This window comes from Janthinobacterium leeuwenhoeki, assembly GCF_051380795.1.
GTDB lineage: Bacteria > Pseudomonadota > Gammaproteobacteria > Burkholderiales > Burkholderiaceae_D > Janthinobacterium.
This window is the reverse complement of record NZ_JBNYXT010000004.1, coordinates 21,754-43,315: the sequence shown is the minus strand read 5'-3', so window position 1 is coordinate 43,315 and position 21,562 is coordinate 21,754. Positions and strand designations below refer to the sequence as shown.

At 62.6% G+C, this 21,562-nt stretch carries 19 protein-coding genes and 1 pseudogene; 6 read left to right on the top strand and 14 right to left on the bottom strand.

Features of this window, described 5'->3' with window-relative positions; translation table 11 throughout:
* Nucleotides 1–114 precede the first annotated feature (114 nt).
* Nucleotides 115–882, top strand: coding sequence for an SDR family oxidoreductase (locus ACQ4WS_RS04935; RefSeq protein WP_436474180.1), 768 nt, complete (start codon nt 115–117; stop codon nt 880–882).
* Here ACQ4WS_RS04935 and ACQ4WS_RS04930 read toward each other — a convergent pair.
* The 12 genes and pseudogenes from ACQ4WS_RS04930 to ACQ4WS_RS04875 all read right to left on the bottom strand — a co-directional run bounded on the left by ACQ4WS_RS04930 (nt 810) and on the right by ACQ4WS_RS04875 (nt 13,919).
* The gene (locus ACQ4WS_RS04930) at nt 810–1,799 is read right to left on the bottom strand and encodes an NAD(P)/FAD-dependent oxidoreductase (RefSeq protein WP_436474178.1); all 990 of its coding nucleotides are present in this window, start codon (nt 1,797–1,799) and stop codon (nt 810–812) included. The two genes, ACQ4WS_RS04935 and ACQ4WS_RS04930, sit on opposite strands and share 73 nt — an antisense overlap.
* Nucleotides 1,786–2,238 (bottom strand): RrF2 family transcriptional regulator, encoded by a 453-nt coding sequence (locus ACQ4WS_RS04925; RefSeq protein WP_436474176.1) that lies wholly within the window; start codon nt 2,236–2,238, stop codon nt 1,786–1,788. Before ACQ4WS_RS04925 ends, ACQ4WS_RS04930 begins: the two co-directional genes overlap by 14 nt.
* Nucleotides 2,239–2,352: 114 nt before the next feature.
* Nucleotides 2,353–3,768, bottom strand: a complete 1,416-nt coding sequence (locus ACQ4WS_RS04920; RefSeq protein WP_436474174.1) for a c-type cytochrome — start codon at nt 3,766–3,768, stop codon at nt 2,353–2,355.
* Nucleotides 3,765–5,372 (bottom strand): GMC family oxidoreductase, encoded by a 1,608-nt coding sequence (locus tag ACQ4WS_RS04915; RefSeq protein ID WP_436474172.1) that lies wholly within the window; start codon nt 5,370–5,372, stop codon nt 3,765–3,767. Before ACQ4WS_RS04915 ends, ACQ4WS_RS04920 begins: the two co-directional genes overlap by 4 nt.
* 9 nt (nt 5,373–5,381) lie before the next feature.
* The gene (locus ACQ4WS_RS04910) at nt 5,382–5,906 is read right to left on the bottom strand and encodes a sugar dehydrogenase complex small subunit (protein WP_436474170.1); all 525 of its coding nucleotides are present in this window, start codon (nt 5,904–5,906) and stop codon (nt 5,382–5,384) included.
* 28 nt (nt 5,907–5,934) lie between these two features.
* Nucleotides 5,935–7,101: pseudogene (locus tag ACQ4WS_RS04905) on the bottom strand (porin).
* A 356-nt stretch (nt 7,102–7,457) separates the two neighbouring features.
* Nucleotides 7,458–7,949: a homoprotocatechuate degradation operon regulator HpaR gene (gene hpaR / locus ACQ4WS_RS04900; RefSeq protein ID WP_436474168.1), complete on the bottom strand. Its 492-nt coding sequence runs from the start codon at nt 7,947–7,949 to the stop codon at nt 7,458–7,460.
* Between the two features lie 179 nt (nt 7,950–8,128).
* Nucleotides 8,129–8,293 carry a hypothetical protein gene (locus ACQ4WS_RS04895; RefSeq protein ID WP_436474166.1) on the bottom strand — a complete coding sequence of 55 codons (165 nt, stop codon included), beginning with the start codon at nt 8,291–8,293 and terminating at the stop codon, nt 8,129–8,131.
* Nucleotides 8,294–8,507: 214 nt separating this feature from the next.
* A complete protein-coding gene (locus ACQ4WS_RS04890) occupies nt 8,508–9,131 on the bottom strand; it encodes a hypothetical protein (protein WP_436474164.1) in 624 nt (207 codons plus the stop codon).
* Between the two features lie 4 nt (nt 9,132–9,135).
* Nucleotides 9,136–9,717 (bottom strand): ComF family protein, encoded by a 582-nt coding sequence (locus tag ACQ4WS_RS04885; protein WP_436474162.1) that lies wholly within the window; start codon nt 9,715–9,717, stop codon nt 9,136–9,138.
* A gap of 255 nt (nt 9,718–9,972) precedes the next feature.
* The gene (locus ACQ4WS_RS04880; RefSeq protein WP_436474160.1) at nt 9,973–11,781 is read right to left on the bottom strand and encodes a DUF885 domain-containing protein; all 1,809 of its coding nucleotides are present in this window, start codon (nt 11,779–11,781) and stop codon (nt 9,973–9,975) included.
* Between the two features lie 128 nt (nt 11,782–11,909).
* Complete coding sequence (locus ACQ4WS_RS04875; protein ID WP_436474158.1) at nt 11,910–13,919, bottom strand: glycoside hydrolase family 3 protein; 2,010 nt, start codon at nt 13,917–13,919, stop codon at nt 11,910–11,912.
* Nucleotides 13,920–14,144: 225 nt separating this feature from the next.
* Between ACQ4WS_RS04875 and ACQ4WS_RS04870 the strand changes: the two genes are divergently transcribed.
* From ACQ4WS_RS04870 to ACQ4WS_RS04850, 5 genes are all read left to right on the top strand, one after another.
* Complete coding sequence (locus ACQ4WS_RS04870; protein WP_436474156.1) at nt 14,145–15,182, top strand: helix-turn-helix transcriptional regulator; 1,038 nt, start codon at nt 14,145–14,147, stop codon at nt 15,180–15,182.
* A gap of 107 nt (nt 15,183–15,289) precedes the next feature.
* Nucleotides 15,290–15,751: a GNAT family N-acetyltransferase gene (locus ACQ4WS_RS04865; RefSeq protein ID WP_436474154.1), complete on the top strand. Its 462-nt coding sequence runs from the start codon at nt 15,290–15,292 to the stop codon at nt 15,749–15,751.
* A gap of 70 nt (nt 15,752–15,821) precedes the next feature.
* A complete protein-coding gene (locus ACQ4WS_RS04860) occupies nt 15,822–16,109 on the top strand; it encodes a putative quinol monooxygenase (RefSeq protein ID WP_436474152.1) in 288 nt (95 codons plus the stop codon).
* Nucleotides 16,110–16,174: 65 nt separating this feature from the next.
* Entirely contained in the window at nt 16,175–16,741 is a 567-nt protein-coding gene (locus tag ACQ4WS_RS04855; protein ID WP_436474150.1) for a hypothetical protein, read from the top strand.
* Nucleotides 16,738–17,472: a hypothetical protein gene (locus ACQ4WS_RS04850; RefSeq protein ID WP_436474148.1), complete on the top strand. Its 735-nt coding sequence runs from the start codon at nt 16,738–16,740 to the stop codon at nt 17,470–17,472. Before ACQ4WS_RS04855 ends, ACQ4WS_RS04850 begins: the two co-directional genes overlap by 4 nt.
* A gap of 27 nt (nt 17,473–17,499) precedes the next feature.
* On the opposite strand, the gene ACQ4WS_RS04845 is transcribed toward ACQ4WS_RS04850, so the two are convergent.
* Both ACQ4WS_RS04845 and ACQ4WS_RS04840 read right to left on the bottom strand, forming a co-directional pair.
* Nucleotides 17,500–19,041, bottom strand: coding sequence for a cryptochrome/photolyase family protein (locus ACQ4WS_RS04845; RefSeq protein ID WP_436474146.1), 1,542 nt, complete (start codon nt 19,039–19,041; stop codon nt 17,500–17,502).
* Nucleotides 19,042–19,083: 42 nt separating this feature from the next.
* Nucleotides 19,084–21,537: a penicillin-binding protein 1A gene (locus tag ACQ4WS_RS04840; protein WP_436474144.1), complete on the bottom strand. Its 2,454-nt coding sequence runs from the start codon at nt 21,535–21,537 to the stop codon at nt 19,084–19,086.
* Nucleotides 21,538–21,562 lie beyond the last annotated feature (25 nt).

Here is a 21,562-nt window from a genome sequence, read left to right as displayed (position 1 = left end):
CTACTCGCTCATTTGATACTAATGGTTGAAAGTAATTGTAGCGATTCATGGCTACCGCACAGACAATGCAAGGCAGATACTGAGCTTCTCGATTCCTCACACCGAAAGCACATCATGCAAACCCAAGCCACCAGCCGCACCCCGTTGCCACTGCAAGACAATATCGCGTTTGTGACGGGCGGCTCGCGCGGCATCGGCGCCGCCATCGTGCGCCGCCTTGCCAGCCAGGGCGCCTGCGTCGTCTTCACCTATCAAAGCTCCACCGCCGAAGCGCAGGCGCTAGCCGCCACGGTGGAGGGCAGCGGCGGCAAGGCCCAGGGCGTGCAGGCCGATGCGGCCGACGCCAGCGCCCTGACGGCCACCATCGACAAGGTGGCGGCGCAATTCGGCAAGATCGATATCCTCGTCAACAACGCAGGCGTGTTCCTGCCCGGCGCTATCGATGATTTTTCGCTGGCAGACTTCGACAAGACCTTGAACGTCAATGTGCGCGCCGTGTTCGTCGCCATCAAGGCGGCCGTGGCGCACATGCAGACGGGCGGGCGCATCATCAATATCGGCAGCACGAATGCGCACCGCATGCCGTTCGGCGGCGCGGCCGCCTACGCCATGAGCAAATCGGCGCTGAGCGGCCTGACGCAAGGCCTGTCACGCGACCTGGGCCCGCGCGGCATCACCATCAACAACGTGGAACCAGGTCCCGTCGCCACCGACATGAACCCGCCGACGGGCGATTTCGCCGACCTGATGCACGGCCTGATGGCCCTGCCCCGCCACGGCACGGCCGATGAAATCGCCGGCATGGTGGCCTATTTGGCCAGCGCAGAAGCGGCCTTCGTCACGGGCGCCGGGCTGAAGATCGATGGCGGTTTTGCCGCCTGATCCAGTCCGAACATCAGCGAGCGGTGTGCTGCCACGCCCGCCATGGCGCCATCAGCCACCGCGAACGCCACGCTGCCGGCCATGCGCCCAGCGTCGCCGCAGCAATAGACGCCGGGCACGCTGCTGGCCTTTTGTTCGTCGGTACGCACGAACGGGCCCATGGCGCCCTCTTCCAGCAAGCAGCCCAATTCGTCAGCCAGGGAACTGGCCAGGCGGGTGCGGGTCGCCACGAACAGGCCGGCCATCGCATGACGGCTGCCGTCCGCCAAGACCACATCGGCCACCCCGTCGATCTGCGCCACGAGCGTGCGCACCACCGTCACGCCGCGCGCATCCAGTTGTGCCAGCTGCGCCGCATCGGGCTCAAAGGCGTCATTGAGAAAAAAGGTGACCGTGCCCCAGTCGGGCAGCATCAGGGCATGGTGCATGGACAGGGGGCCGGTGGCCAGCACGCCGATGGCGCCCTGCTCCAGCTCATAGCCGTGGCAATACGGGCAGTGAAAGACGCTGCTGCCCCAGCGCGCGGCCAGGCCATCGACGGGCGGCAGTTCGTCGATCACGCCGGTGGCCAGCACCAGGCGGCGGCCGTGCACGACACTGCCGTCCGCCAGGGTCACATTGAAGCCATCGCCATCGCCGCAGGCTGCCGCCTGCGCGACCGTGCCGTCCAGCCAGGTGACGGTGGCATACGCCATCAGTTGCTTCTTGCCCTTGGCCGCAATGGCGGCCGTCTCGCTGCCGTCGCGGGTCAGGAAGCCGTGGGAATGGCTGGCGTAGCGGTTGCGGCGCTGGCCGCCGTCAATCACCAGCACGCGGCGGCGGGCGCGCGCCAGTTGCGTGGCGGCGGACAGGCCGGCGTAGCTGCCGCCGATGATGATGGCGTCAAACGTGGCGCTGTGCGGTTCAGGAATGTGCATGGGGTGCTCCTTTGTGGATGGCGTATTGTTGGCTGAAACGTTCGGCCAGGTCAGCCAGGGTGACGGCGCCAAAGCGCTGGATCAGCAGCGCCTCGGCTTCGTCGAAGGCGCCGGCCAGCGACTGGTTGACCACTTGTTCGACCAGGCAGCCCGGCTGGTCGACGCGGTTGCCCATGGCGAAAATGGTGGGCGAACCCACGGCCACGTAGATGTCTTGCAGGGTCACGCGGTGCAAGTCGCAGACGATGCGCCAGCCGCCGCCATGGCCCTTGACCGACGCCACGTAGCCGCGTTCGCGCAAGCCGGCCATCACGCGCCGCACCAGCACGGGGTTGGTGTCCAGGTAGCCGGAAAGTTCCTCGGACGTCATCGGGCGTCCCGCGTGGGCCATGTGCAGCAGCACATGGAGGATCGATGATAGTTTGCTGTCGCGTCTCATGTAACTAATGATAGTACATAATTCCAGCACATGCAACCGAGTTGCAATACTGGGGCAAAAAAAGGGGCCAGACCCTGTCAGGTCCGGCCCCCAGCCTTTGCCATGCTTTCAGGCTTACACCGCCTTGCGCCGCCGTCCCCGCCACCACAGCAGCAAGGCCAGCAGCACCAGCACGCCGACGATGATGCCCGCGCGGGCCAGGCCGATCAGGTTCGACGGCACCCCACCGTTGCGCAAGGTCGTCACCTGTTCCGCCGTCACCTTGATTGCGGGATTGCCGTACATCTTCTGCACATAATTACCGAGGGTGACGATCTGTTCGTCCGACAGAGTCTGGCGGAAGGCGGGCATGACATGGCTGACAGCGTGGCCCGCAGCTTGACCACTGCCACCATCCTGCCGCTCCACGCCATCGAGTATCGCCATCACCAGGTTGTTACTGTTGCTGCGGCCCGTCACCGAGTTGTGGAGCAACGGCGGCAAGCCGCCGTCGAAACTGCCCTCGCCCCTGGCCTGGTGACAGCTGGCGCACTGCGCATCGTACAGCTGCGCACCCGACATCTTGTTCAGGTTTTGCGGCAGCGGCACGCCGCGGATGGCATTCAACTCGTCACCCGGCTGGCCCCATTGCGTCACCGGTTTCACGTCCGCCTTGTCACGGATGGCGCGCACGCTCTTGATGTAGTGCGCGATGGCGTGCAAATCCGCATCGCTCAGGTGCTGCAGGCTATGGTCGATCGCTTCGGCCATCGGTCCGGCCGCCTGCGCCTTGTTGGCCGCGCGGCCCGTGCGCAAGTAGCCGGCCAGCTCCTGCTGGCTCCAGCTGCCGATGCCGCTGTTGACGTCCGAGGTGATGTTCGGCGCGTACCAGGTGCCCAGGTCGGCCCCGCCCAGTTCTTTCGACAGCTGCTCGGCCATCAGCGCATTGCGCGGCGTGTGGCAAGTGCTGCAGTGGGCCAGCCCTTGCGCCAGATAGGCGCCGCGGTTCCACTCCATGCTCTTGGCCGCATCGGCCACGAAGGGCTTTTTGTCGAGGAACAGCCAATTCCAGCCCGCCATCGACAGGCGGATATTGAACGGAAATGGCAAGTCCGTCTTTTGCGCCGGCGCCGTATCGACCGCCGCCACGCCATGCATGAAATAGGCGTACAGGGCGGCCGTGTCGTCATCCGTCACCTTGGCGTAGGCCGTGTAGGGCATGGCCGGATACAGGTGCGCACCGTCGGCCCGCACGCCGTGGCGCACGGCGGCGGAAAACTGCGCCAGCGTGTAATTGCCGATGCCATGCGTTGTCGATGGCGTGATGTTGGTGGCAACGATGGCCCCCAGTGGCGTGGCCAGGGCCAGGCCGCCCGCCATCGGCTTACCGCCAGGCACGCTGTGGCAGGCGATGCAGTCGCCGGCCGTGGCCAGGTAGCGGCCACGCTCGATCGCCTGTACATCGGCGCCAGGAGCTTGCGCCGCCAGCACCGGCAAGGCCGAGAGGGATAGCAAGGCGGCGCCGGCCGCCAGTCGGAAGGTCCCCATCATGCAGCTCCTCCCTGTTCGTCGAGGATGTGCTTGACGGTGCGCAGTGCCACAGCCAGGCCGTTTTCCGTCGAATTGCAGGTGCCGGATGTGGGCAGCACGCCGGTGCTGCACAGGAACAGGTTAGCGTGATCGAAGGTGCGGCCCCACTGGTCGCACACGGCCTTGGCCGGATCGGAACCCATCGACAAGGTGCCGCAGATATGCTGGTTGTTGGCGAACACGCCTTCCTTGCTGTGGCGCAGATTGGTGCCGCCCATCAGTTTGGCGATCTGCTCGAAATCCTGCTTCGAACGCTCGTGGCCGCGCCGGGTGTATTCGTCGATCGCATAGTGCGCCTGCGGCTTGGGGATGCCCATGGCATCCTTTTCGCTGCTGAGGGCGATGCGGTTTTCCGGGTTCGGCAGCACTTCCAGCACGTTTTTCAAGCTCATTTCGCGCGCCGAACGGAAACGCAACTGCTGTTCGAATGCTTCGCCAAAGACGCCCTTGCCGATCAATTCCCTGGTGGCGCCATCCACGCGCGAAATGTTCGTGAAGTCCAGGCGGTATGGCGAATGCTGGCCGCGGAAGTCGCCGTCGCGCATGCTGTTGATGGAATTGGGGCTTTGCGGGCCCCGGCCCAGCCACAGGTCTTCATCGGCGTCGAAGGTGATCGAGGTGCTCGGGTGGTCCATAAGATTGCGGCCCACCATGTCGCTGCTGTTGGCCAGGCCGTTCGGGTATTTGTCCGTGGCGGAAACGAGCAGCAAACGGGGGCTTTCGATGCCGTTGGCGGCCAGGACGAAGGTCTTGGCCGTGACCCTGTGGCTTTTTTTATCCACGTCATAGTACAGGGCAGCCGTGATGCGGCCCTGCGCATCGTGTTCCAGCTTGTAGACGTTGGCATTGCAGACGATCTTGACGCCCGCGTCTTCCGCCTGCTGCGCGGCGATGCCGCCGTGGTATTGCGCGTCGATGGGGCAAATCGGCTGGCAGCTGTTGTTGCCGCAGCAGGCCGGGCGGCCAGCGTAGCTGACGCTGTTGCGCGCCACCGTGTTGCCAACCACCTTGAACGACGGGTCGAGGCGTTCGCGGATGCGGCGCATGGCATAGGGCTCCGTCACGGACTCCATCGGAAATGGCTGCTTGCGCGGCGAACCCGTGTTGTCGGCCCCGGAAACGCCCATGATGGCTTCCGCTTCCTGGTAGAACGGCTCCAGGTCGTCGTAGCTGATGGGCCAGTCGACGCCCACGCCGTACAGGGTATGGATGCGGAAATCGTTCGGCACATTGCGCCACGCCTGCGCGGCCCAGTGCCACGAGGTGCCGCCGAACTGGCGGATGTATTCGGCCGGATACGGGTACGGGCCGGCCTGCACCAGGTAGCCGTTATCCTTCGGCTGGTAGATCGGGTGCGGCGCCGTGGCCACTGAGGGATACGGCGACATCCAGTCGCTGCGGCGCGTCGTGTTGCGGAAGCGGGCGACGATTTCGCCGCGCGACACGCGCGGCCCCGCTTCCAGGATCAGCACCGAGGCGCCGGCCAGCGCCAGCTTGCGCGCGGCCAGGGAGCCGATGATGCCGGAGCCGATCACGAGGTAATCGGCGGAGAGTTCTTCTGCCATGATGGCTCCTTAAATTGGTTTTCTGGCCCAGCTGCCGTAAGCGCCGTAGGAATACGTGGGAGGCTTCAGCACGTCGGCCACGACGGCCGCGTTCAAAGCCTGCTCGTAGGCGACGCAAACGGCCGCCTCGCCCGTGCCGACGATGCCCAGATACCAGACGCTGGCGATCTGGCGCGGCAAGGCCGCCAGCGGCGACTGGGCCGGGTCGAGCGCGTCGAGCGCTTCCTGCAGGCCGGCCGCCTGCAAGCCCTGCGCATTGATCAGGGCCAGCAGCGCGCGCACCTTGGCGGGAAAGGCGACATCCTGCGCCACCAGCGCGTCATACAGGCGCCTGGCCAGCACGGGGTCAAGCACTTGCCGCCCCACCAGCATGGCCGACACGCCCAGGAAAGCGCCCTGCTCCGCATTGGCGACCGGTTCGGCCAGCGCCCAGGGAATCAGTGCCGCGGCTGATGCCGACAGCAAACCGGCCAGCACCATGCGGCGGCCGGGATTGAGAGGGCCACGGCCCTCCTTGTGATGTGTAGCGTCCAATTGAAGCTCCCGTGAGTTCAGCAACCGTTCAGAAAGAGTGCTTGAGACCGACCATCACCACCGTCTGCCCGCCGTTCGACGATGGCGTGCCGTTTTGTGCATCGCCGACCGAAGCGACGGCCTTGACGATGGCACCATCCTGGCCCAGGGTCTGGCCGCGCGCCAGCTGACGCGCTTCGATCAGGTAGATCGCCGTGCGCTTCGACAGCGCATACGTCTGCTCGAACGACAGCTGGCGGTAGCGCGCGCGGTCCGACACGCCATTGGCGTGGCTGGCAAAGGTGTCGCTGTAGCCGGCGGCCAGGAACCATTGCGGCGTCAGCTGGTAGCTCGAGATCAGGCCGGCCGTGTTGAAGATGGCCGTGTCGCGGAAGGCCGAGCGGCTGCCCGCCTGGTATTGCACGTTGCTGGCATTCGCGCCCACCATCCACTTGCCCATGGTGTAGCGCGCGCTGGCGGCGATGAACTCTATGCTTTCCGCCGAGGCGTAGCCACGGTTGAGGGCCGAGATGCCGAAACTGCCAGATGCGTTGTCGCTCCAGCCGGCGCCATTCTGTCCATTTTTCAGTTTCAGATAGCCGAGCGCGAATTGCGCCGGCGAGGTGCTGTACTTGACGGCGGCGCTGAAGCTGCTGCCGGCGGCATTGCCGTCGGCCGCTTCGCCGAAGCCGTATTGCGCGCTGGCTTGCAGGCCGCGCCATGCGGGCATGCTGTAGGTGAGGGAATTGCTGATGCGCACGGTCGTATCGAGGCCGTCGATATCGCCCGGATGAGCACCGGTCGCGCCCGTCAAGACGTTGCTTGACGCCAAGGAACCCACCAGCAGGTAGTACGGCGTTTACTGACGCCCGGCCGTCAGGGTGCCGTAGGTTGTCGATTGCAAGCCCACGTAAGCCTGGCGGTTGAACAGGGCGCTGGCCGAACTTTGCGCGCCCGTATCGCTTTCAAAGCCGTTTTCCAGCAGGAACAGCGCTTTCAGATCGCCGCCCAGGTCTTCCACGCCCTGGAAACCGATCTTGCTGGCAGACAAGTTGCCGCTGCGCATGTAGGTACTCGACTTGCCGCCCTGATTGCTCGCGTACGCGGTGGCCGCGTCTACCACGCCGTAGATGGTGACATTGCTTTGGGCGCAAACGTTTGCGCCGATGAGCGTGGAGACGGCCAGCGCCGCAGCGCGCATGCATGGTGTGTTCATTTTTTCCTGACTTTCCTGTTTTATTGTGCGCCCGACAAGTATTGCCGCCGTGATGGCGAAATACTGACTGTGGCGTCGCGTTGCCGCCCCATCCAACGTGGGGGGCGTCCGCTGTTCTTCTTGACCTGGATCAAGTGCAGCAAATTATACGCATATTTACTCACATGTCAGTGATTGACTGTAAGGCGTAGTCTTATAGCAAAACTTTCTTGTGTCTTATAGCAAAACCCGCAGGCGCGCGGGCACACGCCCGGCAGGCGGCTGCAATGCGCGGAACGGACATGGGGAAAGCAGCGGCGGCGCGTGTTGAAAAACACGCGCCCGGTGGGTAATCAGGCAGACGGAAAGCGGGACGGTCAGCGCAGGATGGCCGGCGCCACGGGCAGGGTTTCCAGGGCAATAAAAGCTTCCAGGGTGCGGCGCATGTCTTCGAATACTTGCTTGCCGTAAGCCGCTTCCAGGTGGGCATATTGCAGGTCGATCAGCTTACCCATCTGCATCAGCAAACTGGCGCCCGCTTCCGACAGGTGCACCTTGCGGCGGCGCTGGTCGCCTTCGAACTTGCTGCGCCCGACCAAGCCGATTTCTTCCATGCGCGCCAGGATGCCGCTCATGCTGGGACTGGAAATCTGGCAGATATTGCACAGCTCGCGCGGTTCAAGGGTCGGGCTTTCATTCAAAGCGCGCATGATGCGCCACTGCTGCTCCGTCACGCCGAAGTGATTGAGAATGGGGCGGAAATGCTGCAGCAGGCTGTCGCGGGCCTTCAGCAGCAGTTGCGGCATGTTCGGATAACGGATGGGTAGCTGCAAGTGGAACTCCAGGGTGGCCAGCACAATGAGCGTCATTATACGGCCCGCCCAGTGGAAACTGCAGGCTGGCAACGATGTATTTTTAGCTACGCCCGCTCTTCCCCGCCGACAGATTCTTCCCGCGCATGCGCATGCAGAGACCACAAGACGCCCGCCGCAAACAAGAACATGGTACCCCACTTCAGCGGACGCGGCATGCGCTGCGCATACAGGAATCAATACAGCAGCGCGAACAGGGTCTCGGACAAAATCAACTGGCCCGACAGGGTCACCGGCACCAGGCGCGACGCCAGGAGCAACAGGTAGTTGCCGAACACGGAAGCACCCAGCGCCACGGCCCCAACGACCAGTGCTATGACGCCGCTGGCCAGGCCATACATACGGCCCACTCCATGGCACTGACATGCGCATGGCGCTCGATGAAGCGGGCATTGTCGAGCGTATACGAGGTCCAGCAGGCAAGCGCGCCGATCATCGGAACTCATGGCGGCATGACTGTTGACGACAGCATCGCCTCTGCCAATGCAGCTATCGCTGCCAGTAAGACGGGAAAGTGATGGATGTGAACAGTTGATCAGTTGATCGGTGAAGCATTCAATGGTGCTCGCCGACCACTTGGTCGAGTACCACTGGAGCGGCCTTGGCGCGAGCCTTGGCTGCAAGAATTTCAACCTGCAACTCCCGCGATTTTAGCGATGCAATCCTGTCAAACAGCCCTATTTTTGTATCGGCCTTGAGGCGTGCTGAATCGTCCATAAACGCTACCAAGGCCTCTAAGTCAGATGCCGAAACCACCTTGTGGAATATCTTCTTCTTGTTGATAAAGACCTTGGAATTACATTTTCGCATAAGCAATTCAATAACATTGCTTAATGTTCCGGTGCTTTTACCATCCCAGACCATCAACCCCACATCCGCATCTTTGGCCATTTCTAAATCTTTTGCAGTAAAGTACGCCCGAGAGCCCGGCTTGTGATATGTGTCAATGTTGTTAACGGGCCAGCCACCGAGATTGTTGCGGGGCTTGCTTCCAACATAATAAACTGTCACATTCGTAGTTCCGCTCTCCTGCAGGAACTGCTGGATGGCTGTATCAGCACCATCTGCGTCACCCACGATCACAGCGTGGCCAAGCTCAATGATGTTCATCAGGCTTATTTGCACCAAGGTATCCAGCTTTTTGATGGTGATTGATCCAGCGATGAATACAGTTGTCATAGCGTCACTTCCAAGTCATTGTTGCCACATAAATTTCACCTATTTTCTCATATGTGCTGAGTACACGGCACGCTTCATCCAAAGTTGCTCCGCTATCGTACAAATCATCTACCAATAGTGCATTCCACTTGCCCTTAGAAGCTATCTGAGGGTTGATTGTCATTGTCCCGGCCAACGCGGCAACCTTCTCTTCTTTAGTTTTCAGATTTTTCAGCGACGTGCCATTCGGGTTTTTGCGCAACAAATCGTCAAACATGGGCATATCCAGTTTATAAGCAATTGTGTTAGCTATCTCTGTAACAGGCTGGCGCTCGCGTATATTACTTGCTGGCATTGGTATGACCATGCTAAATTTCGGTAAATTCGGCACGATGTTTTTTACTACGGCCTCGGCAAGTTCTTCGACTTGGTCAAAGTCGTGCTTGTACTTAAGTTGATACAATGCTTCGCCGGCGGGCGGCCGCTCCGTGTGAAATTGCATGTAGCCGTGTTCGTTATGACCAATAGGCGTACTGCTGGTGGTATGCTTATCGAGCGCATAGCCCTTGTTCCAACTCCCCCATATTTGCTTCAACACTACGCGCATATACACATCCCAATATAAATTAATAAATTCGCCATACCATTAATTTATCAATAATCTAGGTTTTAGTGTTAATTATTTATTCCTGTCAGCAAGTTTCTTAAATGAAGTTAACATCACTTATCGCCTGAAATAAGCACTGTAATACCGGGACTATTTTGCGCATAGCATGCCGGCCAGCAAACCACAAATGATCCCACACCATATGCCCGCCACTCACGTCACCACTCAAGGATGCCAGTATGGCATGCGCTGCCGTCAGCCCCTGGCTTTTCTCTGCTCCGGGATGAAGTGTTCGCGCACGGCCTTGGCCAGCAAATCCGGCGGCAGCAAACCCTGGCCCAGCAGGAAGTTGTTGAAGGCCAGGCGGTCGAATTTCGCGCCCAGCGCCAGCTCCGTTTCCGCGCGCAGCTGCAGGATGCGCGTATAGCCATAGAAATAGCTGCCCGCCTGCCCCGGCATGTTGAAGGTGTAGCGGTCCAGCTCCTGGCGCGCCATCGGCGCCGACAACATCACCTCATCCGTCAGGATGCGTCCCGCCTCCTCGCGCGTGACTTGTCCCAGATTCAGCATCGGGTCGAGCATGGCGCGCGCCGCGCGCAGCATGCGGAACTGCAGCGCGATGAACTGGCCCTCGGCCGGCTCGTAGGGAATCATCTCCGCTTCCGCGTACAGGGCCCAGCCTTCCACGTTGACGCTGTTGAACGCATACAGGCTGCGCGCCTGCGACACGCCCCGCTCCACCATGGCGCTGAACTGCAGCTCGTGGCCGGGGCGGCCCTCGTGCGCGCTCAGGGTCCATGCCGCGCCCGCGAAATTGAAATCGTCATACGCTTCCCCCTTGCCGCTGGCAGCCGGATTGCTGACGGGGAGGACGAACTGGCCGTGTTCTCCCGCATTGCCGATCAGCGGCGGAGGACGCATGTGCGGCGCCGGCTGGGCTGCCGATTCGGCGGCGGACGCCAGACGCATGGTCATGGCGCGCGCGGGAATATCGACCACGCGCTGCCGGGCGATACGTTCTTCTAGCTGCGTATTGACGCCCTTGTAATGCGCTTCGAGCTGCTCGTTGGGAATGGATGCGCTTTTCAGCGCGCGCATCACCTGGCGGTAATCCGTGCCGTCGACGCCCTTCAAGGCCAGTTTGGCCGCCACCACGGGCGCCAGCGCCTGCATGGCCGCGCGCGTTTCCAGGTAAGCCACCTGCGCCCGTTCGACCAATACGTGCGGCGCGATGTCGATGCCCACCTGTTTCAGGCGAAACGCATACAACTCGGGCGCCATGCGGAAATCCGTGCGCGACAGGGGCAGCACTACTTGCTTTTCCCACGCCGCATACGCGTTCAACTGCTGTTCCATGGCGGCCAGCGCAGGTTCGGCGCCCGTGATTTTCATGTCGGCAAACAGCTTGCGGATGCCGGCGATGTACGTCGGCACGTTTTCCAGCGACTGTTCCACCTGCAGGCGCACGGGTCCCGCCAGGCCAGGCTGGCCGATTTTTTCCGTGAAGCGCGCCTTCGCCTGCTGCGTGATCGGCGTACTGCCCGGGAACTGGCCCACGTAGCGCTGCAGGCGTTCCAGCGCCTTGGCGCGGCGCGCGGCCGGGCGCTGTTCCTGCAGCAGGCTTTGCATGCTGCCAAAAACCATTTGCGGCACATCGACCCACGGCAAGGTGTACCTGGCGTCGAGCCGGGCGCCGGCGATCTCCTGGTCGACGGCGCCGATCAGAATTTCCAGGTCCTGGCGGATGCGTTCGTCGCGTTCCAGTTCCAGTTTTTGCTGCAATTGCGCGCGCGCCTGCTGCATGGCCGCCACCTGGCGTTCGACAATATTGGGGCCCAGGTCGGCGGCCAGGCCGTCGTACTGGGCCAGGCCCGTGTCGGAAGCGTTTTCGGGCGAGAACTGCGCCTGCGCCGCCAGCACGATGGCCGCGTTACGATTGCTGGCGTCAACCCAGGCTGATGAAGCGCTGGCAGTTGCAGGGACGGCGGCAATGGCAGGCATGGACAGCGCGGCTGCAAGCGCGGCGGCAAGCACGGTCTGGTGCAATTTCGGAATGACGGACATCGTGGGTTTCCTTCCTGGCAGAATCGGCGAACAAAACGGCCAGTATCGGCGAGCGCCAGGGTGCTGTCAATCGGGCAGGAACAGGCGTGCAGGAACAGGCCGCGCCGGGCGGCCCTTCCCGCTCCCTATCAGTAACCCAGGCCGTAGCCGAACTTGTACAACGGATGGGCCGTGTCATACGGCACGTCCGATTTCTGTACCTGCACTTCGGCCATCGACGATGGCAGCTCGAACGGCAGCTTGCCTTGCGGCTTGGCCTTGCCCGTCAGTACATCGAACAGCGCGCCGTCGCTCACGCCGAAGTTGGCGAGGATGGCGCTGGCCTTGTCCTGCACGTTGCCGAGGATGGCCGGGCGGTCCAGGTAGACCGTCACCACCGTCTTCGGCGCATGCTTCGCCGCGTTCTTGATCGCCTCGTAGTCAGCGTCGCCATCGACATAGTTCAGGCGTCCTTCGTGCTGCATGCTGCCGAAGATGTAGTTCGGATGCAGGATTTCATACGGCGCGGCCACACGCAGCAGGGCCACGTCCGCTTCCTGTGGCGTGGCCACCACCGTGTAGCCATACTGCTTCGCCACGGCCGCGTCGATGCCGTACAGATAGACCTTCTTGACGCTAGCCGCCAGCGGCAAGACCTTGTCCTTGTTTTCCAGCAAGACCAGCGAGCGGCGCTGGGCGTCCAGGCCCGCCTCGATGAAGTCGGCCTTGCCCACCGTGGTGGCCGCCTTGGCCGCATCGACGAATGGATGCTCGAACAGGCCTTGCTTGAATTTCTGGATCAGGATGCGCCGCGCCGAGGCGTCGATGCGCGCTTCCGTCAACTGGCCCCGCTGCACGGCTTGCGTCAGGTAGGGCGCTTCCGTCACGCCGCCAAACTGGTCCATGCCCGCCGTCACGGCCTTCACGTAGCGCTCGGCCTTGGTGGCGTCTTCCATGCCCCACGGCGTGCCAAAGCCGATGAAGGAAGGCGCCACGCCAGGCGCGGTGCCGTTGCGGCAGTTGGCGTCGCAGTCGGAGGTGATGCCCCAATCGGACAAGATCACGCCCTCGAAGCCGTATTTGCCGCGCAGCAGATCCGTCAGCATGGTCTTGCTGAAGCCAGCAGCCACTTGTTCCAGGGTGATGCCGGCTATGGTGATATTGCCGTCCGGCAGAGCGTAGGTGGGCATGACGGAGGCCGCCTTGGCCGTGAAGGCACCCTCGAACGGTTTCACGTGGTAGGCAAAGTTGTTGCCTGGATAGGTCATGTAGCGGCCATAGTAATTGTGGCCGTCGAAGCCCTCTTTCGTGGCGCCGTAGCCGACCCAGTGCTTGACGACAGCCACCACGCTGCCATCGTGCAAGCCCGTGTTGCCATCCTGGAAGCCCTCGATATAGTGCTGCACCATGCGCTTGGCCAGGTCGGCATCTTCGCCAAAGGTGCCGTTGATGCGCGACCAGCGCGGCTCGGTGGCCAGGTCCGCCTGTGGCGACAGGGCTTGCGTGATGCCGACGGCCAGGTATTCCTGGCGCGCGATGTCGCCGAAGCGGCGCACCAGCGCATCGTCGCCGATGGCGGCCAGGCCCAGGGTTTCCGGCCACTGGGAAAAACCCTTGGTACCGGCGCTGGCGCCCACCGTGTACTGGAAATGGTGGCGCGGGTCCGTGCTGATGGACACGGGAATGCCGTGGCGCGAGGTTTCGCTCAGGGCTTGCACCTTGTTGTACTGGGACGCCATGTTGGCCGTATCGCCCGCCATGCGGGTAATGAAAGTGTTGACGTACTGCTTGACGATCAGGTCTTGCAGCGCCGTCAAGTCATACGCGCCACCCTGGCCGATGCCGGTGGGGTCGGCCACGGTAGGCGCCGTGCCGTGCATCATCAGGCCCGCTTTTTCATCGAGGCTCATGCGCGACAGCAGGTCGTCGGCGCGCGCCTCGGCCGGCAGGCGCCAGTCTTCGTACGGGTCGATCTTGTCGTTGCGGTTCATGTCCTTGAAGGTATAGCCGTCAACCTTCACCTGGGCGTAGCTGGTGGCGCCAAACACCGGTTGCGTGTATGCCTCGCTGACGGTGTCGTTGCCGCAGGCGGCCAGGGCAAGCGTGGCGACGCAGCCGGCGACCACGCGGGCCATCGGTTTCAAAGTGCAATTCATCATTATCTCCAAGACTGTTTTTGTAGGTATCTGGGTGGCATCAGGGCCAGCCCGAAATGAATATAGCGTGAGAATGCGTGAGTTTCTTGACCGCGCAGCACGCGTTTTATACCCGCGAGAACAATTTTTGGTGAGGAGGCCAGACGACCAACAATCTCCTACAAAGTGCTAATATTTGTGAAAAATTACTACAACAAGCAGAATACGCAGAATAAGCAGGAGACAGCCTTGCACAAACCCGACACGCGCACGGTTTCGAACCGGATCGCGCAGCAATGCGCGCGCGCCATGCAGGCCGATGGCCACGACCCCGCCGACTTTTTCCGCCACACCGGCATCACGCCGACGCAGTTGCACGAGCCGGGCGGGCGCATCAACGCCGAGCGGCACCGCCGCATGACGGCCTACGCCCAGCAGCTGCCGCAGCACCGGGCCATTCTCGACTTCGACGTGACGCACTGGTTCGCGCATTACTCGGGCATCGCCCACGTCTGCTTCAACCGCCCCACCCTGCGCAGCGCGCTGCACGAGCTGCTGCATTTGCGGGGCCTGATCGGCAAATTCGACTTCATGCTGATGAGTGAAAATGGCCTGCGCATCGAGATCGAATACCTGTCCGAGTTCTGTCCGGCGGGCGGTGCCATGCAGGCGCTGGCCAACTTCCGCATGCTGTCGCTGGTGGCGCGCGCCTACGACGATGGCGCGCCCACCGCCTTCCATGCCGGCTTCCGGGGCATGGCGCCGTGGTTCGCGCCGGCCATTGCCGAGTGCTTCGGCGCCGCCACCACCTTCGGCCAGGCGCGCAACACGCTGACGTTTGAGGCGCCCGCGCTGGACCGGCCTTTCGCCCAGTTCAACGCCATGCTGGCGCCGCACGCGCTGCGGCAAGCGCAGGGGCAATTGCAGCAATTGCAAGGCGCGCAACTGTTTTCGGCCCGTGTGGAGCAAGCCATCATCGATTTGCTGGGCCGGCAAGGTGCAGAAGATGCCGACAGCGCCTCGCTGCTGCCGGCCCTGTGCGACGGCCTGGCGATGAACCGCTGGACTTTGCAGCGCCAGTTGCAGCAGGAGCAGACCTCGTTCCGCGCGCTGGAACTGCGCGCCAAGAGCCGCGAATCGCGCCGTTTGCTGCGCGAAACGAGCATGAGCGTGGTGGAAATCAGCGAGCACCTGGGCTTTTCCTCGCAAAGCGCGTTCACCCGTTTCTTCAAGACCCAGTTCGCGCTGCCGCCGGCGCGCTACCGGAGCGATGCGGCCGGCCTCTAGACAGGCAGAGGCAGCATGCGGCGGCGGAAATCGGGTGATGGAATGACATTGACTATTTAATAATTTTTACGCATAATGCCAAATCCCGCCTTTTACTACCTTCGAACATGCTCATCAGCCTGCGCCCTGTCACCGCCGACAATTTCGACACCATCAGCGAATTACCCCTGCTGCCACAGCAGCGCGACTATCTGGCCAGCAACGACTATTCCATCGCGGAGGCCAGCTTTTACCCCGCCACCATGCATACGCGCGCCGTGTATGGCGACGAGGAAGTCATCGGTTTCCTGATGTTCGTTTCGCCCGACGCCGAAGATCCGCCCGGCCACTACCAGATCTGGCGCTTCATGATCGATCACCGGCGCCAGGGGCAAGGCCATGGCCGCGCCGCCCTCGCCCTGGCGCTGGCGGAAATTCGCGCCCGCCCGGACGCGCGCAGCATTGAAATTTGCTACAAGCCCGGTAATGCCAATGCGAAACAGTTCTATGCCAGTATGGGTTTCGTGGAAAAAGGCATGGATGCCGATGGCAATGACATGCTGGCCGTGATCCAGCTCGGCGCAGCCTGACCGGGCATGGCGGGCAAGAATGGGCAAACTACGCTAAGCTGACCCGCCCCACCACTTTACAAGGATCACCATGACCCTGATCGTCGTCGTCACCATCGATGCCCAAGCCCAACATATCGACGCCGTGCGCGCCGCCCTGGAAGCCGTCGTACCGCCCAGCCGCGCGGAAAGCGCCTGCCTGCGCTACGAGCTGCACCTCGACAACAAGATTCCCACCCGCTTCATCATGCTGGAAGAATGGACCGACCAGGCCGCGCTGACGGCGCATTATGCGACGCCCCACTTCAAGACGCTGGTCGCCGCCGTGGGCGACAAGACCGTCAAGATCGACGTGGCGGAATTGAGCAAGCTGAAATAAGGGCAAGCGCGTGGCCATATTGGAAAGTTGCCATCTATAATATGGCAAATTTTTTTATGGCCATCATGACACCATTTTCCAAGCTACGCGGCGCCGTGGCGGCAGCCGCCTTGACACTCTGCGCCGGCGCCTCGGCGCAAGCTCCCCTGACCAAGCTGGTAGGCGAATACAATCTTGCCTCGTCGGCGACCGTGCCGGCCAGTACCTGGGGTTACTCCAAAGGACGCATTTCGGTCAAGCAACTCGATGAGCGGCATCTGCTGATCGCCCTGTCCTGCGAATGGAAACGCGAGCCGAAGGCCGTCTGCGGCGATTACTTCTATGCCCAGCAACGCGACGACGGCCTGTATCTGCAGGACATGAATACCTTCGCCATGCGCCTGTACTTCGATCCCGCCTCACGCAAGCTCACCATCATCTCGCGCGGCGCCGACGCCAAACAGAGCGTGCGGCATGATGTATTCGCCGCCACCACCGCACCGCTGACGGACCCCGCACTCGTGCGGCGCATGAAGCGTGAGCTGTCGAATGCCGACAGCAAGGAAAACCGGCGCGTGTTCGGTCCCTACACCAAGTGGGCCTACCAGGAAAACCGCATCGAATTCCAGCGCCAGGACTTGACGATGCCATGATGCCGCCCCTGATCCAGCCCCTCCGCCGCCAGCTGCTGCGCCTCGCTGGCGCCCTGCTGTGCTCGCCCGTGCTCGCGCGCGCGGCCGACGGCGGCCTGCCCCACGCCGTGCACCAGCGCATCCTTGCCACCCTCGATGCGCCGCTGCCCAAGGTGCTCAATGTGCACCATCTGGCACTGATACGGCGTTTCAACATTGGCTGGTCGCCCGTGGAAAGCGGCGCACCCATGCTCAATCCGGCGTACCCGCTGGGCAAAGGCGATACCCTGCAACTGGCCATGCAAGCCATCGCCAGCAAGGATGCGGTGCTGGCCGCACAGCGCCTGATGGAAGCGGCGCTGTTGCTACCCCACTTCGTGCAGATGGCCGACCTGAAACCGGGCAGCTATGCCGACGGCAAGGCGCCGTTCACCTTGACTGCCCGGCATCTGACGCTGCTGCGGCAACAGTCGTGGATGACGCTGGAAATGCTGGGCATGGGTGCGGAAGACTACCTGGCAGAAGGGTACTGGCCCACCCCGTCCGTCGACGGCAAGCGCCCGTATGGCGACTTCACGAATTACCCGGTGGAAATGGCGCAAGCGCTGGGCCTGCCCGTGCGCCAGCAAGCGGACGGCAGCCTGACCATCACGCCCAAGCTGCAAGCGGAACTCAAAGCGCTGCACCGGCAAACCATGCCCGCGCTGCAAGTATTCGTGCGGGAAGCGGGCTTGCGGCGCAATACCGTCTAAGGGTGTCCCGGATCATATTGCCCGGCGTTACAGGGCATCGAGCCTGTCCAGCATCGTTGCCGCCTGATGCCGGAAAGCCGCGATCGTCGCCGCGTCCATTTTCTCCAGCTGGCGATACGCCATGCCTATGCGGGGATTGCGCTCCAATGTGTCCGCGTTGCGATGGAAAAAATCCCAGTACAGGGCATTGAAGGGACAGGCGCGCTCGCCGACGCGCGCCTTTTTATCGTAATGGCAGCCTTTACAATAATCGCCCATGCGGTCGATATACGCTGCGCTGGAGACATACGGCTTGGTGGCCAGCAGCCCGCCATCGGCGAACTGGCTCATGCCAACGGTGTTGGGCAGCTCCACCCACTCGAAGGCATCGATATAGATGCCCAGGTACCAGCCATGCACCCGGGCCGGATCGAGGCCGGCCAACAGCGCGAAGTTGCCGATCACCATCAGGCGCTGGATGTGATGCGCATGCGCCTGTTCCAGCGACTGGCTAATCGCCTGCGACAGGCAGTGCATCTTCGTCTTGCCATCCCAAAACCATGCCGGCAGCGGTCGCGTATGGCCAAAGAAATTCTTTTCGGCATAGCCGGGCATCTGCGCCCAGTAGACGCCGCGCACATATTCACGCCATCCCAGTATCTGGCGGATAAACCCCTCGACCGCCGCCAAGGGCGCATGGCCGGCGTGATACGCCGCTTGCGCCCTGGCGACGACTTCGCGGGGGTTGAGCATTTTCACGTTCAGCGCGAACGACAGCAGGGAGTGAAACAAGCGCCAGGCCTTGACGCTCATCGCATCCTGGAAATCCCCAAAATGCGGCAAGGCCCGCTCGATGAAGGCATCGAGCTGCTGCAGTGCCTCCTCCCGGTTCAGCGCCCACGCCAGCCGCTCTGCATGCGGCGCGCCGAAGCTTTTCACGCCTGCGGCGACGATGCTTTGCCACAATAGGGAATGGTCATGCACGGTGCGGGGATCCTGCGGCTCGGCAGGCGTGCCGCGCCAGGGCTTGCGGTTATCGTGGTCGAAGTTCCATTGGCCGCCGACGGGTTTTTTCGCGTCTTCCATCAGCACCTGGTGCGTGCTGCGCATCTGGCGGTAGAAAAACTCCATCAGCCATTGCTTGCGTCCGGCGAAAATATCGGCCGCCTCGTTGCGGGCCGTGTAGAAATGGTCGCTGTCAACCATCAGCCAGGGGATAGTCGAGCGTCTTCCCGCCTGGTACAGCTGCTGGTCGAGGCGCCATTCGTCCGGTGCCTGGTACTCGAAGGCGCTAGCGTCATAATGGGCAATCAGCGCTTCGATATTCTCCGGTATCGAGCGCGTGCTTTCCACGTCGTCGATGGCGATGTAATGCACGCTGTGGCCTAGCTGGCGCAACTGGCGCGCCAGCTCGCGCATGGCAGCGAAGATCGCCAGGATTTTCTGCGCATGATGCAGCACATAGTCGGTTTCTTGCCGCACTTCCATCAGGACATAGATGGTGGCGTCATCGACTTCGGTGAACCAGCGATGCTGCGTATTCAGCTGGTCGCCGAGTATCAGGCGCAGTGTGGGCTTGCGTAAGGTCATGATTATTCTTAGTAATGGTTGAATTCGTCGCGGCGGCGGCGCTTATCCTTGTGGCGCCGGCGCGGGCTGCGGTGCCGGGGATGGCGCCGGTTCCTGCACCGCCTTGCCATGCGACTCCTGTCCACCCTCGCCTTCGGCCGGTACGGCCAGCGGCGCCGGCGGGGCGCCCTCCTGCAGCAAATCTCCCGGCTCTTCCACCGGTTCGTCCTGCGGCTCTTCGACCGGCTCCACGTGGCGCAGCGGCGGTGGTGGCTTGCCACCGGGGAAGATGGCGTCGCGCGACAGTTTTCCCGTGTCCAGCGCCGTCTTGAAGAAGTCGCCCACCACCAGCACGGCGTTGTGGCCGCCCTGGCCCCAGTAATTGCTGCGCATGGTGACGCGCGCGTCGTTGAAACCCACCCAGGCGCCGCCCACCAGTTCCGGGTGCATCAGGATAAACCAGCCGTCCGCATTGTTTTGCGTGGTGCCGCTCTTGCCGGCCACGTCGGAGCGGATGCCGAAGCGGCTGCGGATGGCCGTACCCGTGCCCCGGTCGATCACGCCGCGCATCATGTCGGTGAGCGTGGCGGCCGATGCTGCCTGCATGGCGCGCTGGGGCTTGTCTTCGCCGAAGCGGGCGATGACCTTGCCTTCGCGGTCGCTGATGTGCGTGACAACAAACGGCAGGCGCGCTTCGCCCTGGGCCGCGATGCTGGCGTAGGCGTTGACCATTTCCAGCAAGGTGACAGGACTGGTGCCCAGCACCAGCGACGGCACTTTTTCCAGCTTGCTGTCGCGGATGCCCAGCGCACGCGCCAGCTTGATGATCGGCGGCAAGCCGACATCCTGCATCACTTGCGCCGTGATGGTGTTTTTCGAGTAGACGAGGCCATCGCGCATGCTCATGTCGCGCCCCGTGGTGCCGCTCATGTCCGTCGGGCGCCATATCGTGCCGTCGGCCGCCTTGACATCCATCACCGCATCGCGGTAGACGTGTTCAGGGCTGAGGCCCTTTTCCAGCGCCGCGCCATACACGATGGGCTTGAAGGTGGAGCCGGGCTGGCGCGCCGCCTGCGACACGTGGTCGAATTGTTCGCGCGCAAAGTCGCGGCTGCCCACCCAGGCGCGCACGGCGCCCGTGGCCGGGTCCATGGCCGTAAAGCCCGCTTCCAGGCGCGTCTTCGACTTGCGCAGGGCCGCCATGAAGGCGCGGTCGCCCTTCAGTTGCGCCAGCGCCTCGTCCGGCGTGCCACCGGCCGCCGTCAGCTTGCGGTAGTCGCCCGACTCGCGCACGAAGGCGTCGAGCAGGGCCGGATGCGATTTCCAGAAATAATCGAAGGCCACGCTGCCGCCCTGCATGCCCGCATACATGCCTGTCGAGGTAGACGACGGCACGCCCGCGCGGCTCCATTCCACGTCGGCAATCGCCTGCAAGGCATTTGCCTGGCGCTCGACGGCGCGCTCGGCGGCCTGCTGCAAATCCTGGTCGAGCGTGGTATGCACCACCAGGCCATCGCGCTCCAGGTTGTAGTCGTTCTCGTCGGCCCACTCGATCAGCCACTTGCGCACATACGCCGTGAAATGGCTGTCCGATTGCGCCCGTTCGCTCTGGCGCTCGAAATGCAGGCGCAGCGGACGTTTGATCAACTGTTTGTAGCGCGCCTCGTCGATAACCTCATGTTTGCGCATCTGGCCCAGCACCACATTGCGGCGCTGCAAGGATCGTTCGGGATTGCCGACCGGATTGTAGTAATTCGTGCCCTTGAGCATGCCGACCAGGGTGGCGCTCTCCAGGATATCGAGGCGCGAGGCGGATTTGTCGAAGTAAGTGCGGGCCGCCATTTCGATACCGTAGGTGTTGTACAGGAAGGGTACCGTATTCAGATACGCTTCCAGGATTTCCGTCTTGCTGTAGGTGGCCTCGATCTTCAGGGCCGTGATCAGCTCCTTCAGCTTGCGGTTCAGGTTGCGCGAGCGGCCAATTTCCTCTGGGAACATATTGCGCGCCAGCTGCTGCGTGATGGTGGAACCGCCCTGGGGGTTGCCTCCCGCAGTGTGCAAGATGGCGCCCGCCGTGCGCGTGAAGTCGATGCCGTGGTGGTCGTAGAAGCGGTGGTCTTCCGTCGAGATCAGCGCGCTGATGACGTTCGGCGAAATCTGTTTTAAGGTAACCCGTTCCTGCAAGCCCTGGTCGAAGCGGGCCAATTCCTTGCCGTCGGCGCTGACCAGGGTGCTCGGTGCGGCCGCGCGCGCCTGGCGCAAGTCGTGGATGCTCGGTGTCAGGGGAATCAGCAGCAGCATGTATGCAGTCAGCAGCGCCAGCACGGCCAGGAACGCCCATAGCCCCAGCACCAGCGCGCGCCGCACGGGCGGCAAGGTCATCAAGTGCGCGTGGCCGCGCCGGTACAGCGCCACCGCCCTCACCCACGCTGCATCCGCCACGCGCAAGGCCTGCGCGCGCGCCCATGTGTATGCCTGCCGTGCTTTTTCCTGAAACTGCTCCATGCCTGATGCCATGCCTGTACCTTGTCTGATGCCGGAA